At 26.9% G+C, this 15,754-nt stretch carries 16 protein-coding genes and 1 tRNA gene; 10 read left to right on the top strand and 7 right to left on the bottom strand.

Translation table 11 applies throughout. From position 1 onward, the window contains the following. Position 1: 1 nt before the first annotated feature. Complete coding sequence (locus tag H0H73_RS01225) at positions 2 to 1,513, bottom strand: Do family serine endopeptidase (RefSeq protein ID WP_185852381.1); 1,512 nt, start codon at positions 1,511 to 1,513, stop codon at positions 2 to 4. A gap of 95 nt (positions 1,514 to 1,608) precedes the next feature. Between H0H73_RS01225 and dapF the strand changes: the two genes are divergently transcribed. Next, on the top strand, positions 1,609 to 2,403 hold the full coding sequence (gene dapF / locus H0H73_RS01220; RefSeq protein ID WP_185852379.1) for a diaminopimelate epimerase: 795 nt from the start codon (positions 1,609 to 1,611) through the stop codon (positions 2,401 to 2,403). A gap of 81 nt (positions 2,404 to 2,484) precedes the next feature. Further along, a complete protein-coding gene (locus H0H73_RS01215) occupies positions 2,485 to 3,573 on the top strand; it encodes a zinc-binding metallopeptidase family protein (protein WP_185852377.1) in 1,089 nt (362 codons plus the stop codon). Here H0H73_RS01215 and H0H73_RS01210 read toward each other — a convergent pair. Then, positions 3,563 to 4,579, bottom strand: coding sequence for a redox-regulated ATPase YchF (locus H0H73_RS01210; RefSeq protein WP_185852376.1), 1,017 nt, complete (start codon positions 4,577 to 4,579; stop codon positions 3,563 to 3,565). The two genes, H0H73_RS01215 and H0H73_RS01210, sit on opposite strands and share 11 nt — an antisense overlap. 64 nt (positions 4,580 to 4,643) lie before the next feature. Here H0H73_RS01210 and tatC point away from each other — a divergent pair, with 64 nt between their 5' ends. Further along, positions 4,644 to 5,453 carry a twin-arginine translocase subunit TatC gene (gene tatC / locus H0H73_RS01205; RefSeq protein WP_394798682.1) on the top strand — a complete coding sequence of 270 codons (810 nt, stop codon included), beginning with the start codon at positions 4,644 to 4,646 and terminating at the stop codon, positions 5,451 to 5,453. Between the two features lie 34 nt (positions 5,454 to 5,487). Here tatC and H0H73_RS01200 read toward each other — a convergent pair whose 3' ends face one another. After that, positions 5,488 to 6,705: an OmpA family protein gene (locus H0H73_RS01200; protein WP_185852372.1), complete on the bottom strand. Its 1,218-nt coding sequence runs from the start codon at positions 6,703 to 6,705 to the stop codon at positions 5,488 to 5,490. Between the two features lie 56 nt (positions 6,706 to 6,761). Next, entirely contained in the window at positions 6,762 to 7,214 is a 453-nt protein-coding gene (gene smpB, locus H0H73_RS01195; protein ID WP_185852370.1) for an SsrA-binding protein SmpB, read from the bottom strand. An 85-nt stretch (positions 7,215 to 7,299) separates the two neighbouring features. On the opposite strand from smpB, the gene H0H73_RS01190 reads away from it, so the two are divergent. Genes H0H73_RS01190 through H0H73_RS01175 form a run of 4 tightly spaced genes read left to right on the top strand, consistent with a single transcriptional unit; the run spans position 7,300 to position 10,752 of the window. Continuing rightward, positions 7,300 to 8,157 carry a transketolase gene (locus tag H0H73_RS01190; RefSeq protein WP_185852368.1) on the top strand — a complete coding sequence of 286 codons (858 nt, stop codon included), beginning with the start codon at positions 7,300 to 7,302 and terminating at the stop codon, positions 8,155 to 8,157. A gap of 12 nt (positions 8,158 to 8,169) precedes the next feature. Beyond that, on the top strand, positions 8,170 to 9,150 hold the full coding sequence (locus tag H0H73_RS01185) for a transketolase family protein (protein WP_185852366.1): 981 nt from the start codon (positions 8,170 to 8,172) through the stop codon (positions 9,148 to 9,150). A gap of 3 nt (positions 9,151 to 9,153) precedes the next feature. Further along, positions 9,154 to 9,483: a nucleotide pyrophosphohydrolase gene (locus tag H0H73_RS01180; RefSeq protein ID WP_185852365.1), complete on the top strand. Its 330-nt coding sequence runs from the start codon at positions 9,154 to 9,156 to the stop codon at positions 9,481 to 9,483. A 3-nt stretch (positions 9,484 to 9,486) separates the two neighbouring features. Next, positions 9,487 to 10,752, top strand: coding sequence for a 3-phosphoshikimate 1-carboxyvinyltransferase (locus H0H73_RS01175; protein ID WP_185852363.1), 1,266 nt, complete (start codon positions 9,487 to 9,489; stop codon positions 10,750 to 10,752). Here H0H73_RS01175 and H0H73_RS01170 read toward each other — a convergent pair. Continuing rightward, positions 10,691 to 11,233: a C40 family peptidase gene (locus H0H73_RS01170; RefSeq protein WP_185852361.1), complete on the bottom strand. Its 543-nt coding sequence runs from the start codon at positions 11,231 to 11,233 to the stop codon at positions 10,691 to 10,693. The genes H0H73_RS01175 and H0H73_RS01170 overlap by 62 nt on opposite strands. Positions 11,234 to 11,423: 190 nt before the next feature. On the opposite strand from H0H73_RS01170, the gene H0H73_RS01165 reads away from it, so the two are divergent. From H0H73_RS01165 to murI, 3 genes are all read left to right on the top strand, one after another. Continuing rightward, a tRNA-Glu gene (locus H0H73_RS01165) sits at positions 11,424 to 11,495 on the top strand. Between the two features lie 12 nt (positions 11,496 to 11,507). Next, the gene (gene rpsT / locus H0H73_RS01160) at positions 11,508 to 11,750 is read left to right on the top strand and encodes a 30S ribosomal protein S20 (RefSeq protein WP_185852359.1); all 243 of its coding nucleotides are present in this window, start codon (positions 11,508 to 11,510) and stop codon (positions 11,748 to 11,750) included. A 437-nt stretch (positions 11,751 to 12,187) separates the two neighbouring features. Next, positions 12,188 to 12,991, top strand: coding sequence for a glutamate racemase (gene murI / locus H0H73_RS01155; RefSeq protein ID WP_185852358.1), 804 nt, complete (start codon positions 12,188 to 12,190; stop codon positions 12,989 to 12,991). Here murI and H0H73_RS01150 read toward each other — a convergent pair. Beyond that, entirely contained in the window at positions 12,988 to 15,267 is a 2,280-nt protein-coding gene (locus H0H73_RS01150; RefSeq protein ID WP_185852356.1) for an NADP-dependent malic enzyme, read from the bottom strand. The two genes, murI and H0H73_RS01150, sit on opposite strands and share 4 nt — an antisense overlap. Positions 15,268 to 15,294: 27 nt before the next feature. After that, a complete protein-coding gene (locus H0H73_RS01145) occupies positions 15,295 to 15,750 on the bottom strand; it encodes a FixH family protein (protein ID WP_185852354.1) in 456 nt (151 codons plus the stop codon). Positions 15,751 to 15,754: the final 4 nt, after the last annotated feature.

Raw genomic sequence — 15,754 nt, 5'->3', positions numbered from 1 at the left:
ATTAATTCATTTCAAATCCTGCTATATACACTTGTCCATTTTGTTTGATAGATTTTATGGTCACGTCTCCTGAGTATTTTTTTAAAACTCTATCAACATCATGAGGTTTTTTCATTTTTTCCCCATTAATAGATAAAATAATATCTCCTTCTTCTAAACCTATAGCACTTAAACGACCTGTTCTTATCTCTACAATTCTAATACCATAACCAATTCCAAAATCTTTTTTATACTCTGAACTAAGTGGTTCAAATATTGCTCCTAATAATTCAGATGGAGTAATTTCCTCCTTAGTTCTTATTTTTGTTCTTCCTTGCAAATCTTTTAAAATAACGTTAAAAGTTTTTTTCTGTCTGTTTCGTATAACATTTACTTTAACTTTATCCCCTGGATATTTCGTCCCTACAATAAATGATAAATCTGCAACGTTTTGTATAAGTTTTCCATCTATGCTTTTTATGATATCTCCTTTTTTAAGTCCAGCATCTGAAGCCCCACTTTTTTCAAAGACTTCTCCTATTAAAAAACCCTGTTGTGATTTTATATTTTGATGTGTTTCTTTATTATAAGCTTTTAAATATTCTGTTTTAGAAAGATCCATTCCTCTCACTCCTAAATATGCACGTTGTACGGTCCCGTATTTTTTGATATCTTGTATTACTTTTGCTACCAAGTTAGAAGGAGCAGCAAAACTATATCCTATAAAATTTCCTGAAGCTGAAGAAATAGCCGTGTTAATTCCAATTAATTCCCCATTAGCGTTAATTAAAGCTCCTCCGCTATTTCCAGGATTTACGGCTGCATCTGTTTGAAAAAAAGATTCAATGGCTGATTGTGTTTCTCCTCTTAATATCCCCAAACTTCTATTTTTGGCACTTATGATACCTGCTGTAACAGTTGAGTTTAAATCAAAAGGATTTCCTATCGCTAGAACCCACTCTCCTACTTGTACTTTATTAGAATCCGAAAAATAAATGAAAGGTAAATTTTTTTCATTAATTTTTAATAAAGCTATATCTGTACTAGAATCAGTTCCTATTAATTTAGCTTTATAAGTTCTTTGATCGCTAAGAGATATTTCTATTTTTTCTGCATCTTTTATAACATGATTATTAGTAACAATATATCCATCAGGAGATATGATGACTCCAGATCCATGAAGTCCAGGTGTATCATTTCTTTGAGGTTTTCTTCCTCTACTATTTCCAAAATCATCAGGAAATCCAAAAAAGAAATCAAATGGATCAAATTGATTATTATATTTTTTTGAATAATTTTTTACATTGACTACTGCATGTATGGTTTTAGATACAACTCTGGTAAAATCAGGAAATCCAGCAGAACTAACCAATGATGAAGAATCTGATGAGGTAAACTTTGTCCTTGCTAAAGGAGATGTTGTTGTATATGGAAAAAGTGAAGTTTCTTCTTTAGCGTATTGTTTATATGCAGCAACAGTTATTATTGAACTCATAATACTGCTCAGTACAATATAAAAAACTATTTTCTTCATATTTTTTTTATTAGTGATTTTTAATTAATAAAACAAAACAAATATATGGAAATTAATAATTTTACAGTTCAAAAAATAATATTAACTTCGTTATTATGGAATTGAGTTTTTATAAATATCAAGGTACGGGAAATGATTTCATACTCATAGATTCTAGACAAGAAAAAATAGAAAACCCTTTTTTGTTCAAAAAATTATGTGATAGACATTTTGGAATTGGAGCCGATGGAATTATTTTGATTAAAAATGATGATGAATACAAAAGTGACTTTTATATGAAATATTATAATTCCGATGGAAAAGAAAGCACAATGTGTGGAAATGGGGGAAGATGTGCGATTTCTTTTGCTAAGAAATTAGGAATCACAAAAAAAAATAAAATTTATTTCAGAGCTATAGATGGATACCATAATGGATTTATAAAGGATAATTTAGTTTCCATTAATCTACTTAATATAGATAAAAATACAATAGAAATTCATAAAAAATACGTTTTTTTAAATACAGGCTCTCCACATCATATTCTTTTTGTAGAGAATATAAAAGAAAAAAATGTGTATAAAGAAGGAAAAAAAATTAGATTTCAAAGTCCTTATTTGGAAAAAGGAGTTAATGTAAATTTTGTAAAAATACTTGAAAATAATACGCTACAAGTACGTACTTATGAGAGAGGAGTAGAAAATGAAACTTTATCTTGTGGAACAGGAGTTGTTGCCGCTGTTATTGCTGCATGTGAAACTAATAAAATAAAAGATAATGTTGAAGGAATTTTAGTTCAAACTCTTGGAGGAAAATTATGGGTTTCATTAACAAAAATAAAAAATGAATATAAAAATATCTCTTTAACCGGAAGTGCTAAATTCATATTTAAAGGATATATTTTTGTTTAATTTAGTATTTTATTATTATTATTAGTATTCAATAAAATAATATTAAAAAATTTAGTTTAATTTTAAAAATAGATATAAGGTATGAGTAATGATTCATATTCAATTGATAGTAATTCTATTAAATTTCTTGAAAAATATTTGAATGAATATTCTCCAACAGGATATGAGGATGCAGGACAAAAAATATGGATTAATCATATTAGTTCTTATGTAGAAAAAATACAAACCGATTTATATGGTACAGCAGTAGGAATCATTAACTCTAATTCTCCATACAAATTAATTATTGAAGCTCATGTTGATGAAATATCATGGTATGTTAATTATATCACAGAAGAAGGGATCATATATGTATCTCGGAATGGAGGATCCGATCACCAAATCGCACCATCTAAAAGAGTAATCATTCATACGGAAAAAGGATTTGTACATGGAGTATTTGGATGGCCTGCAATTCATACAAGAAAAATTTCAGAAGAAAAATCTCCTAATGTAGATAATATATTTGTAGATATTGGTGTTTCCAGTAAAATTGAAGCAATTAATATGGGGGTTCATGTAGGTTGTGTGATTACTTATCCTGATAAGTTTTTTATTATGAATAACAATTATTTTGTATCTAGAGCATTAGATAATAAAATAGGAGGTTTTATTATAGCAGAAGTAGCAAAGATGATAATAAAAAATAGTATTGATTTAAAATTTGGATTATACATAGTGAATTCAGTTCAAGAAGAAGTAGGATTAAAAGGGGCTAAAATGATATCTCAAACTATACAACCCAATGTAGCTATTGTTACAGATGTTACACATGACACTTATACTCCTATGATTGATAAAAAAATACAAGGTGATGTTAGATGCGGATTGGGGCCTGTCATTGGATATGCTCCTTCAATACACAAAAATGTTAGAGAATTGATTATTAATACTGCTAACAGTAAAAAAATATATTTTCAACGTTTAGTATCATCTAGATACACGGGGACAGATACAGATGCTTTTGCTTATTCCAATAAGGGGGTATTGTCTGCTTTAATTTCCATTCCTCTTAAATATATGCATACCACAGTAGAAATGGTTCATAAAAAAGATGTAGAACAAGCTGTCTTACTTATTTTTGAAACTTTACAGGCTATTAATATTAATAATCAATTTTTCATTGATTAAATCTAAAGTGAATAATATCTCCATCCTGAATGAGATAATTTTTTCCTGCTAATAATATTTTTCCTTTTTTTTTTGCATTTTCTTCAGATCCATATTTGATAAAATCATCATAATGGATAACTTTTGCACGAATAAATCCTTTTTTAAAATCTGTATGAATAACTGAAGAAGCTTCATAAACAGTGCATGGATTGGGAACAGACCAAGATCGAATTTCTTTTTTTCCTACTGTAAAAAAACTTTGTAAGTTTAATAATTCATAGGTTTTTTTCAGTACTTGATCAATTCCTATACAAGTTTTTTTCAATGATAAAATTACCAAAGTAGAATTTTCCATTTTTACTATTTTTTTCATATTTTCTATATGTAAATTAGTTTTGTAATTTAACTCATGGTCTATATTACATACATAAATAACAGGCTTTACAGTTAATAACTGTAAATCTTTTATATATTCTTCATCATTTTCTTGAAATGAATACATTCTAATATTTTTTCCTTCTTTTAAAAAAGAAAAAATTTTTTTTAGTACATGTGTAGATTTATTGATTTGATTTTTTTTAGTGACTTTTTCTAATCTTTTTTCTATTGTTTCTAGATCTTTAAACTGTAATTCCATATCAATAATTTCTTTATCCCTAATAGGGTTTACAGATCCTTCTACATGAAGGACACTTATATCGTGGAAAAACCGTATCATGTGGATAATGACATTTGTTTCACGAATATGAGATAAAAATCGATTACCTAAACCTTCCCCCTTATGCGATCCCTTAATTAATCCAGCTATATCTACTATTTTTATTTCGGATGGAATAATTTTTGTTGGATTAATGATTCTTTTGAGTTCATGTAGTCTTTCATCTGGAACTTGTGTAACTCCATAATTTGGTTCTATGGTAGAAAAAGGAAAATTATCTGATAAAACTTTGGACTTGGAAATCAGATTAAAAAATGTTGACTTTCCTGTATTTGGAAGACCTATAATTCCACATTTTAATTTCATTTATATGAAATTTAAGATATTATATTGAAAAAAAATATTTTTTTATTTAAAAAATTTAATTTTGATGAACGAAAGCAAAATGCCGTTTTGGAAACATATTGAGGAATTAAGAAAACATATAATTCATTGTTTTTGCGCAATAATCATTTCAATGATTATTTTAATGAATAATAGAAATATTATATTTGATTGTATTCTTTTTGGCCCAGCAAAAACAGATTTCATTACCTACCGTATATTTTACAAATTAGTAAATTCTTTTTTAGGATTAGGGATCCATTTGAACTCCGTTTCTTTTTTATATAAAAATTTGGAGATACAGAATAGACAGATATTTGGTCAATTCAATATTTATGTATGGACTTGTTTCATAGGAGGAATCATTTTATCTTTTCCTTATGTTTTTTATGAATTTTGGAAATTCATAAAACCGGCTCTTTCGGATAAAGAAAAAAAATATTCAATATGGATATTGATTATGGTCACTTTTCTGTTTTTGTTAGGAATTCTTTTCGGGTATTTTATATTATGTCCATTTTTAATTCATTTTGGATATTCTTTTAGAATAAGTTCTATTCCGAAAAATATATTTGATTTATCAGATTATATATCTTTAATTGTACATTCAGTGTTTTCCATGGGAATCATTTTTTTATTTCCATTTTTCATATTTTTTCTTACTAAAATGGAATTAATATCTTATTCATTTTTAAAAAAATATAGAAAACATGCTTTCTTGATTATGTTAGTTATAGCTTCTGCCATAACACCTGGAGATATTTTAAGTACAATCATAGTCTTAATTCCTCTTTTAATACTTTATCAAGTGAGTATATATATATCTTCTCATTCAAATTCAAAAAAAGTCTCTTGAAAATTACAAGAGACTTTTTATTTTTTTGTATTTGTTATGATTTTCGTATTATGATTTCAACACGTCGTCCTTTTTTCTTTCCTACTCCTAATCCTCTAACTTCTATTCTAGAAGAATCCACTCCTTTAGAGACTAAGGCTTCAAATACAGAATAAGCTCTTTTTAGAGACAAAATTTTATTATAATGTGATTTTCCATTAGGATCTGTATATCCATTTATGCAAAATTTAGAATTAGGAAGACTATTTATCATGATTTCAGCTATTTCATTAATAATTATGAAGGTACGAGGAGATAATGAAAATTTTCCCAAATCAAATAAAATAGGTCGAAAAACTACATTAGGACATCCTTTGTTTTCTTTTTTTCCAAACTTGTTAGGACATTTATCTTCATGATCTGGAATATTATCTGAGTCTGTATCAGGACAACCCTGAAATTTTTTCAAACCAAATTGATTCGGACAAAAATCTTCTTTGTCTAAAACTCCATCATTATCTGAGTCTTTGTCTTTATTACAAAAAATTTTCTTTTCTTTTTCTTCTATTTCTACAAAACTTTTTTCTTTTTCTTGAACGGAAATGGAAGGAAGGTAAGAATCGTCTTTTTCTGTTCCTGGTCCAATTTTATGATCTTGATTCATTTCTAAATTTCCAAAACGAAAAATCAATCCTACATTATGTTTCCAAAAATTTAAATAATCTCTTGATTGCTTTGCAAAAACATGATTATAAGTGCTTTGTAAATTAATTCCAAAGTTAGAAACCAGCCACAAATTTATACCTAATCCTCCATCTAATAGAAAAAAGTTCTTTTTATTCGTTTTAAAATATTTTGTTTCTGAAATTCTTAACTCTCTGTTTATATAATTGTTGAACTTATGATAACCTCCTCCTAATCTCAAATAAGGATCAAACTTGTAATGAGGTAAAATGTATAAATTTACCCCAGGACTTATTTTTATAAAAAAGTTATTTCCCACTTTCCATCTAGGATTGTCTACCATTCCTAATGAAGCATCTAAATATAAACCTATATGTTTCTTTATATTATGTTCTAATTCTATGCTAGAAATAATGGGATTAAAACTATTATTTTTTTTTAGAAGAAAACCTTTAAAAGGAGACTTTATAGGGTAATAATTAATGTCATGTGCTCCTATTTTTATAAACCATTTTTCTTTCGAATCTTGAGAAAATACAGACGAAAAAAAAGTAAATAAAGCAACAATAAAAAAATTGACGTTTTTCATAAAACTATAATTTCTTTAAATCTAAACAAATATAAATATTTGATTTCAAAAATAAATTAAATACGATTTTTAAATTTGAAAGATTTCTGAATTTCTCTAAAACAATCTCTTTTTCGTAAAGATTCACGTTTGTCATATACTTTTTTTCCTTTAGCTAAAACTATTTTCATTTTTATATATCCTTTGTCATTAAAAAACAGTTCTATGGGAATTAAAGTTAAACCTGTATTTTTTAATTTTTTATTGATTTTTATTAATTCTTTTTTTTTCAATAATAATTTTCTTTCTCTTCTATTTGAATGATTCCAGTTAGTTCCAAATTTATATTCAGCCACATACATATTAATAGAATATAACTCTCCATGTTTCATTTGACAAAAACTTTCCATTATATTGACTTGATTTTGTCTTATTGATTTTACTTCTGTTCCAAACAATTGTATTCCAGCTGTATAATGTTCTAAAAAATGATATCTAAATCTTGCCTTTCTATTTATTATAATACTCATAATTTAATTAATTGTTACTTTTGTGAAATAGTCAAACAAAACAAAACGATTAAATATAAAAATATACAAACAAAAAATTGAAAAAATGAATGAACGTAATTTAAAAGATTTGTGTATTCAAGTGAGAAGAGACATTTTACGTATGGTAAGTGATGCAAAATCTGGACATCCTGGTGGATCTTTAGGATGTACAGAGTATTTTGTTGCTTTATATCAAAAAATTATGCGTTATAATCCAAATAAATTTTCTATGGATGGAAAAGGAGAAGACCTTTTTTTCTTATCTAATGGACATATATCTCCTGTATATTATAGCATATTATCTCGGTCTGGATTTTTTTCTATTAGTGAATTATCTACTTTTAGAAAATTAAATTCTCGTTTACAAGGACATCCAACGGTACATGTCGGACTACCCGGAATACGAATTTCTTCCGGTTCTTTAGGTCAAGGAATGTCTGTTGCTATTGGGGCTGCTTTGTCAAAAAAACTAAACAAAGAATTGAATAGTATTATTTACAGTTTACATGGAGATGGAGAGTTAAATGAAGGACAAATTTGGGAGGCCGTTTTATATGCAGGTTCTAGAAAAATAGATAATTATATAGCCACTGTAGATTGTAACGGGCAACAAATAGATGGAACTACAGATGAAGTGTTACCTTTAGGAAATTTAAAAAAAAAATTTGAATCTTTTGATTGGAAAGTTATAGAAGAATTAGAAGGAAATGATATTGAAAAAGTGATTTTCACTTTAAAAAAAGCAAAAAATGAAACTGGGAAAGGGAAACCTATTATAATCATATTATATACTAAAATGGGATACGGTGTGGATTTTATGGTGGATAATAATGAATGGCATGGAAAGTATCCTAATGATAAAGAATTAGAAAAAGCTTTATCTCAACTTCCTGAAACTTGTTTAAGAGATTATCCGTTATAATTAAATTTTTTTATGAAACAATATGAAAATAAAGGACTAAAAGAAACTAGAGCGGGCTTTGGAAAAGCTTTAACTTTTTTGGGGAGAACAAATCATAAAGTGGTCGCATTATGTTCGGACTTGACTACTTCTTTATTTATGGATCAGTTTTCTAAAGAATTTCCTGAAAGATTTTTTCAAATAGGAATCGCGGAAGCTAATATGATAGGGATAGCAGCTGGACTTAGCATTGGTAAATATATTCCATTTACTGGAACATTTGCTAATTTTTCTACATCTCGTGTTTATGATCAAATCCGTCAATCTATTGCTTATTCTTACAAAAATGTAAAAATCTGTGCTTCTCATTCTGGCTTAACTCTAGGAGAAGATGGTGCTACACATCAAAGTTTAGAAGATATAGGAATGATGAAAATGTTACCTGGCATGACCGTTATTAATACTTGTGATTATAATCAAACTTATGCCGCTACTTTAGCTATATCGAAACACTCAGGACCGGTCTACTTGCGTTTTGGCCGTCCTGCTGTCGCTAATTTTACAGATTTAAATCAGATTTTTGAAATAGGAAAAGCTGTAATCTTAACAAAGGGAAAAGATGTTACTGTTATTTGTACAGGACATTTGGTATGGGAATCTTTAGAAGCATCTCGTATTTTATACGAAAAAAAGGGAATAGAATGTGAAGTTATTAATGTTCATACGATTAAACCGTTAGATCATGATACTATTTTGAAATCCATTAATAAAACAAAATGTGTTGTTACTGCAGAAGAACACAATTATTGGGGTGGGTTAGGAGAAAGTATTGCCAGGATGTTAACCACTAATAATCATCATAATAAATGGTCTTTTATTCAAAGTTTAGTAGCAGTTAACGATACTTTTGGAGAAAGTGGAAAACCTATGGAGCTTTTAAAAAAGTATAATATTGATCGTGATTCTATTATGAATCATATTCAATTGGTTTTGAACAATAAAAAAAAACGATAAGTTTTGGAGATCAAAAATTTACAAAAATTAGTTCATAATTGGATAGTCGATCATGGAATTCGTTATTTTGATGTGTTAACTAACACAATTCTTTTATCAGAAGAAGTAGGTGAGGTTTCTAGAATTATTGCTAGAAATTATGGAGAACAGTCGAATAAAAAAAATTGTAAAAGAAATGAAGATCTTGGAGAAGAATTATCAGATGTTTTATTTATTATAGCTTGTTTAGCAAATCAGACTGGAATTGATTTGGATAAATCCTTTCGTATAAAATTAAAAAAAAAGGAAATTAGAGATCATGCCAGACATCATGAAAATAAAAAATTAAAATAAAATATGTCTTCTTACATTAAGATTTACAAAAAAAATGGGAGTTCCTTATATGGTTCTATATCTATAACGGGATCTAAAAGTATATCTAATCGTCTTTTAATTTTAAAAGCTATTTATAAAGATGATATTCATATTGAAAATCTTTCTAACTGTGAAGATACAGAAGTACTGAAAAAAAGTTTAATTAGTCCTTATAATATATTAGATATTCATCATGCTGGAACTGCTATGCGTTTTTTAACCTCTTATTTTTCTATACAAGAGGGAAAAAAAGTAATATTAACAGGATCAGATAGAATGAAAGAAAGACCTATTTTTATACTGGTAGAAGCTCTAAAAAAACTAGGATCCAAAATTGATTATTTGGAAAAGGAAGGCTTTCCCCCAATACAAATTTTTGGAAAAAAAATTTTAGGAGGTGAAATAGATATGAATGCAAAAATTAGTAGTCAGTACATAAGTTCTCTGATGTTAATAGCTAGTCAATTTAAAATGGGATTAAAAATTTCTCTCAAAGGAAATATTACATCTATTCCCTATATAAAAATGACTTTTGATTTATTGACTTTAGCCGGAATAAAAGTTGATTGGAAAGAAAGAATTATTCATATTTATCCAGTAAAAAATAAGGGTAAAAAATATTTTTATGTAGAATCAGACTGGAGCTCTGCTTCTTACTATTATTCTATGGCTGCTATTGCAAAAGAAAGCCATATTATTTTACGTTCATATAAAAATGATAGTTTACAAGGAGATAGAAAAGTATCTTATATATATGATAAATATTTTGGAATTTCTACTGTTTTCGATAAAGATCAAAATATAATAACATTAAATAAAAAATTTAATTTTTTATTACCAAAATTTATTGAATTAGATTTAAATAAAACTCCCGATCTTGCTCAAACTATTGTTGTTACTTGTGCTGCTATTGGAATTAAATGTCGCTTAAAAGGATTAGAAACATTGAAAATTAAAGAAACAGATAGATTACAAGCATTAAAAGAAGAGCTTTTAAAATTTGGAGTTAGAACAAAAATTACAGATTCTTGTTTAGAAATAACAGATTTATATAGAAAAAAAATTGATTCTTTTATTAGGATTAAAACTTATCAAGATCATAGAATGGCAATGTCTTTTTCTACATTTGGATTATGCTTTGATTTTCTACAGATAGAAAATCCAAATGTAGTAGAAAAATCATATCCTAATTTTTGGAAGGACTTAGAATATTTAGGCTTTTTAATTGATCATTGTGATGATAAATAATTCTTCTTGCCATAATGAATCTATGATTCCAGTATTTTTGATATAATTGAGATATAATTACCCCATTGGATGTAGATGCGTGAATAAAAAATATGTTATTATTAGTAATATGAATTACCATTCCTACATGATTGATTTTCTTAGATATTCCTGTAGAAAAAAATAATAAATCTCCTTTTTCTATTTTTTCTTTGGGAATAAAGAAACCTTTTTTAGCTTGATTATAAGAAATGCGAGGTAAGAATATCTTGTTAGAAGCAAAAACATTTTTTATAAAAGCAGAACAGTCTATTCCCGTTTTAGTGCTCCCTCCATATCTATATGGAGTAGATATGTAATTTTTAGCTTTTTCTATAATACATTTTGTCTGTTCTTTAAAAAACAGTTTTTTATTCGAAAATTGAAAATAATTTTTTGAATTATTTCTATATATCTTTTTTTTTTTGCAATAAATTCTTTCATATTTTTTATTGCATTCCACATTTCCATATAATGAAATAGAAATAAGATGATAATAAAAAATTATAAGTAAAAAAATTTTAGAATTTATGATAAACTTTTTTTTGAAAAAAAACGAGACTGAGATAAAAAGAGATCATCAAATGTAAACAAAATACTTGTATTAAATATAAAAAAAATTTAATTTGTGTCATTAATTATTTTGATCAAAAGGCCCATTCGTCTATTGGTTAGGACGTCAGGTTTTCATCCTGGAAAGAGGGGTTCGATTCCCCTATGGGCTATAATAATTTATTATGGCAAATCATTTATCTTCTTTAAAAAGAATTAGACAGAATCATACTAGACGATTACGTAATAAATATGTATATAAAAGCACTAAGACAGCTATAAAAAAATTGTTAATAGATAAAAATAAAAAACAATATTCTATTGTTATTTCTATGATAGATAAATTAGCAAAAAAAAATATTATACATGTAAATAAAGCTTCTAGATTGAAGAAAAAATTGATTAAAAAATTATTTCCTATAATATGAAGTTTTTACTCAAATTTCATCATTATATAGCTTTTTTCTTGATAATTTTTTTAATCATAGAGGTGATATATCTTTTATTTTTATGGTATAAAAAATATTTTAAAATAAAAATTGGATTTTTTTTTTAGAATTGTATTAAATTTTACAGCATTCATTATACTCATTCAAATTTTTATCGGTTTATTATTAATGTTTTTACATTTTTTTTCATTATTCAAAAATGAAGTTGAGTTTGTTGAAATTTTTAAACAAAAAAAAATTCGTTTCAAGTTGATTGAACATCCAATCATGATGATTCTGGGTTTTTTGTTCTTTATTCTTTTCTATAAAGAATTGTATAAAAATCAACATCAAAAAATTACTTATAAGGTTTTATTTTTGTTTTTTTTGTCTGTATTAGCTTTTATAATTCGTTTCCCATTTAATTTAATTTGAAGATGAAAATAAGTCCATTATCTCCAATAGGAATATTTGATTCTGGAATTGGCGGACTTCTTATAGCTAAAGAAATGAAAATTCAAATGCCTAATGAAGATTTTATTTATTTCGGAGATACCCAAAATATGCCTTACGGAGAAAAATCTAAAGAATTTATTAGAAAAAATTCTGTGAAAATAGCTTCTTTTCTTTATGAAAAAAAATGTAAAGCTTTAGTCATAGCGTGCAATTCTATTGCATCTAATGCTTTGGATCAAATACAAAAAAAATTTCATAAAAAAATATTAATATTTAATGTTATAGATCCTGTAGCAAAAAATACAATTTTTCTGTCCTATAAAAAAATAGGAATAATTGCTACACCTGCTACCATACACTCAAATTTTTATACAAAAAAAATCAAAAAACACTACCGTCATCTAGATATAGTTCAAATGTCTACTCCATTATTAGCTCCCATTATAGAAAATGGTTGTGAAACGAAAAAAATAAATCCTATTATAAAAAATTATTTAAATCACTTAAAATCAATAGATGCAATATTATTAGCTTGTACTCATTATTTATTTTTGAAACAAGAAATAAAAAATTTTTATCATGGAAAAGTTCATTTAATTGATATTCAAAAAATAGTAGTGCAAGAAATAAAAAAAAAATTAAGTGAACAAAAATTATTGTGTTTACATCCTACTTGGAATAGATTTCCTATTTTTTATACATCTAGTTCTATTCCCATTTTTTTTGAAAAAAAAGTACGAATTCTTTTTGGAAAAAAAGTGTTTTTTGAAAACACATATTTTTAATTTTTTCTAATTTGTGCATCTATTACAGCTAAAGTAGCTAAATTAACTATTTCTTCTATGCTAGATTGCATTTGCATAACATGTGCAGGTTTCCGCATACCTAACATTACAGGACCTATAGTTTGAACATCACCTAATCCTCTAATAAATTTATAAGTTAAATTTCCTGATTCTAAATTTGGAAAAATAAAAATATTTGCTCTTTTTTTAACAAGTTTAGAAAAAGGAAATTTTTTAGATAATAAAAACTCATTTAAAGCAAAATCAGGTTGTACTTCTCCATCTACTATCAAGTCTGGATATTTTTTATGCAAAAAGGATACTGTTTGAGAAACTTTCAAAGATGTTTTTGAATCAGATGAAAAATTTTGAAAAGATAACATAGCTATACGTGGTTCAATATCAAAATTTCTAACTACATGAGAAGCCATTATAGCTATTCTAGCTAACTCTTTACTTGTTGGGTCTGGAATAACAGCTGTATCTGCTAAAAATAGAGGCCCACGTTTCGTTAGTAATATCATCATTCCTGCCGTTTTGTGAACAAAATCAGCTTTTCCTATAACTTCTAACATGGGACGTAAACTTAATGAAAAACTTCTGGTATATCCTGTAATAACAGCATCTGCTTTTCCTTGATCTACCATCATCGCTCCAAAATGATCATTAGTACGCATACGAATTTTGGAATCATATAAAGTTAAACCTTTCCTATTCCTTCTTTTCCAAAGTATTTTAGCAAAATCTTCTACTTTTTTTATATTTTCTTCTTTTTCTGGATCTATAATTTTTAATTCAATATCTAAATTATTTTCATTTATTAAACGTTTGATACGATATTCATTTCCTAAAACTATGGGAATAGAAATAATTCCTTCTTCGTGAAGAATTTGAACCGATTTAAGAATATCATATTCTTCTCCATTACAAAAAACAACTTTTTTAGGATTTGTACGTGCTCTATTTTGAATCATTCGAAGCATTTTACTTTCATATCCCATTCTATCGAGCAACTTTTCTTGATATACTTTCCAATCTAAAATAGGATTTCGGGCGACTCCAGAATCCATAGCGGCTTTTGCTACAGCAGGAGCAACACGAGTAATTAAACGATTATCGAAAGGTTTTGGAATGATATATTCTTTTCCAAAAGAAATATTTTTTTTATTATAAACAATATTAACCTGTTCCGGAACAGGTTCTTTTGCTAAAGAAGCTATGGAATGTACTGCCGCAAGTTTCATTTCATCATTGATAACATTGGCATGAACATCTAATGCCCCTCTGAATATATAAGGAAACCCTAATACATTATTCACCTGATTGGGATAATCACTTCTTCCTGTAGCCATAATAACATCTGGACGTAGTTTAATTGCTAAATTATAATCTATTTCTGGATCAGGATTAGCCATTGCAAACACAATTGGATCTTTAGCCATACTTTTTAACATATTAGGCGTTAATATTCCCCCTATAGATAACCCTATGAAAACATCTGCATTATTAATAGCTTGTTCCAATTTTTTAATTGGATAAATATTTACGGAAAACTCTTTTTTTTCTTTATTTAAATCTTTTCTTGAAGTATGTAATAACCCCTTACTATCAAACATAAGAATATTTTCAGGTTTCACTCCAAGTTGTTTATACGTTCTTGCACAAGAAATCGCTGCAGCACCAGCTCCATTAACTACCATTTTAATTTCATGAATTTTCTTCCTGACATAAGTCACTGCATTAAGTAATGCTGCTCCTGAAATAATAGCCGTTCCATGTTGATCATCATGCATAACAGGAATATTAAGTTCTTTCTTAAGTCTTCTTTCTATTTCAAAAGCTTCTGGAGCTTTTATGTCTTCTAGGTTAATTCCGCCAAAAGTAGGAGCAATAGCTTTTACAGTTTCTATAAATTTTTCTGGATCAGATTCGTCTATTTCTATATCAAAAACATCTATACCAGAAAATATTTTGAACAAAAGAGCTTTTCCTTCCATAACTGGTTTAGAGGCTAATGCCCCAATATCTCCAAGACCTAATACTGCAGACCCATTAGTAATCACTGCTACAAGATTTCCTTTAGATGTGTATTTATATACTTCTATAGAAGAACGAGCGATTTCTTTACAAGGTTCAGCAACACCTGGTGAATAAGCAAGAGATAAATCTCTTTGACTGCTATATTTTTTGGTAGGGGTAATTTGTATTTTTCCAGAAGGAAATTGACTATGGTAATTTAAAGATTCTTTACGAAAATTACTTATATTTTTTCTCATTATGTCATTATGTTTAATAATATTTTTTTATCCATTTTGATTCCAAAAAATATCTCTTTCATAAAAATATTTTTTATCTATTTTCCATCTGATTATAAGTTTATAGTATCCTTTTTTTAAAAATTTTTTTGGAATCAATAATGCTTTTTTGGAAAATTTCAATATTTTGAAAGATTGCGTAAAATCTAAATCTTTGGAAGAAGATCTAAATAAAGTAAAAAAACCATGAATATCATTGTTAATAGGAGGAAATATTATTTCAATTCCAGAATGGGAAATAAAAACTTTTATTTTTATAGGAAGTTCTAATACATTTTTTTTTTCATTTATAATTTCTTGATATTTTATTTCTTCTTCATAATATCTATTTGATACAAGTTGACTTCCTACATGTGGAAAGAAGAAAGCAATGTAAGTAATAAAGATTATAAAAACAACTAAAGATAACACGATTCCAGTATCCCAATTGAGTTTAATTTTCATAATT

The organism is Blattabacterium cuenoti (genome assembly GCF_014251335.1).
GTDB lineage: Bacteria > Bacteroidota > Bacteroidia > Flavobacteriales > Blattabacteriaceae > Blattabacterium > Blattabacterium cuenoti_G.
The sequence above is the reverse complement of the archived record's forward strand: the minus strand, read 5'-3'. Positions and strand labels throughout refer to the sequence as shown.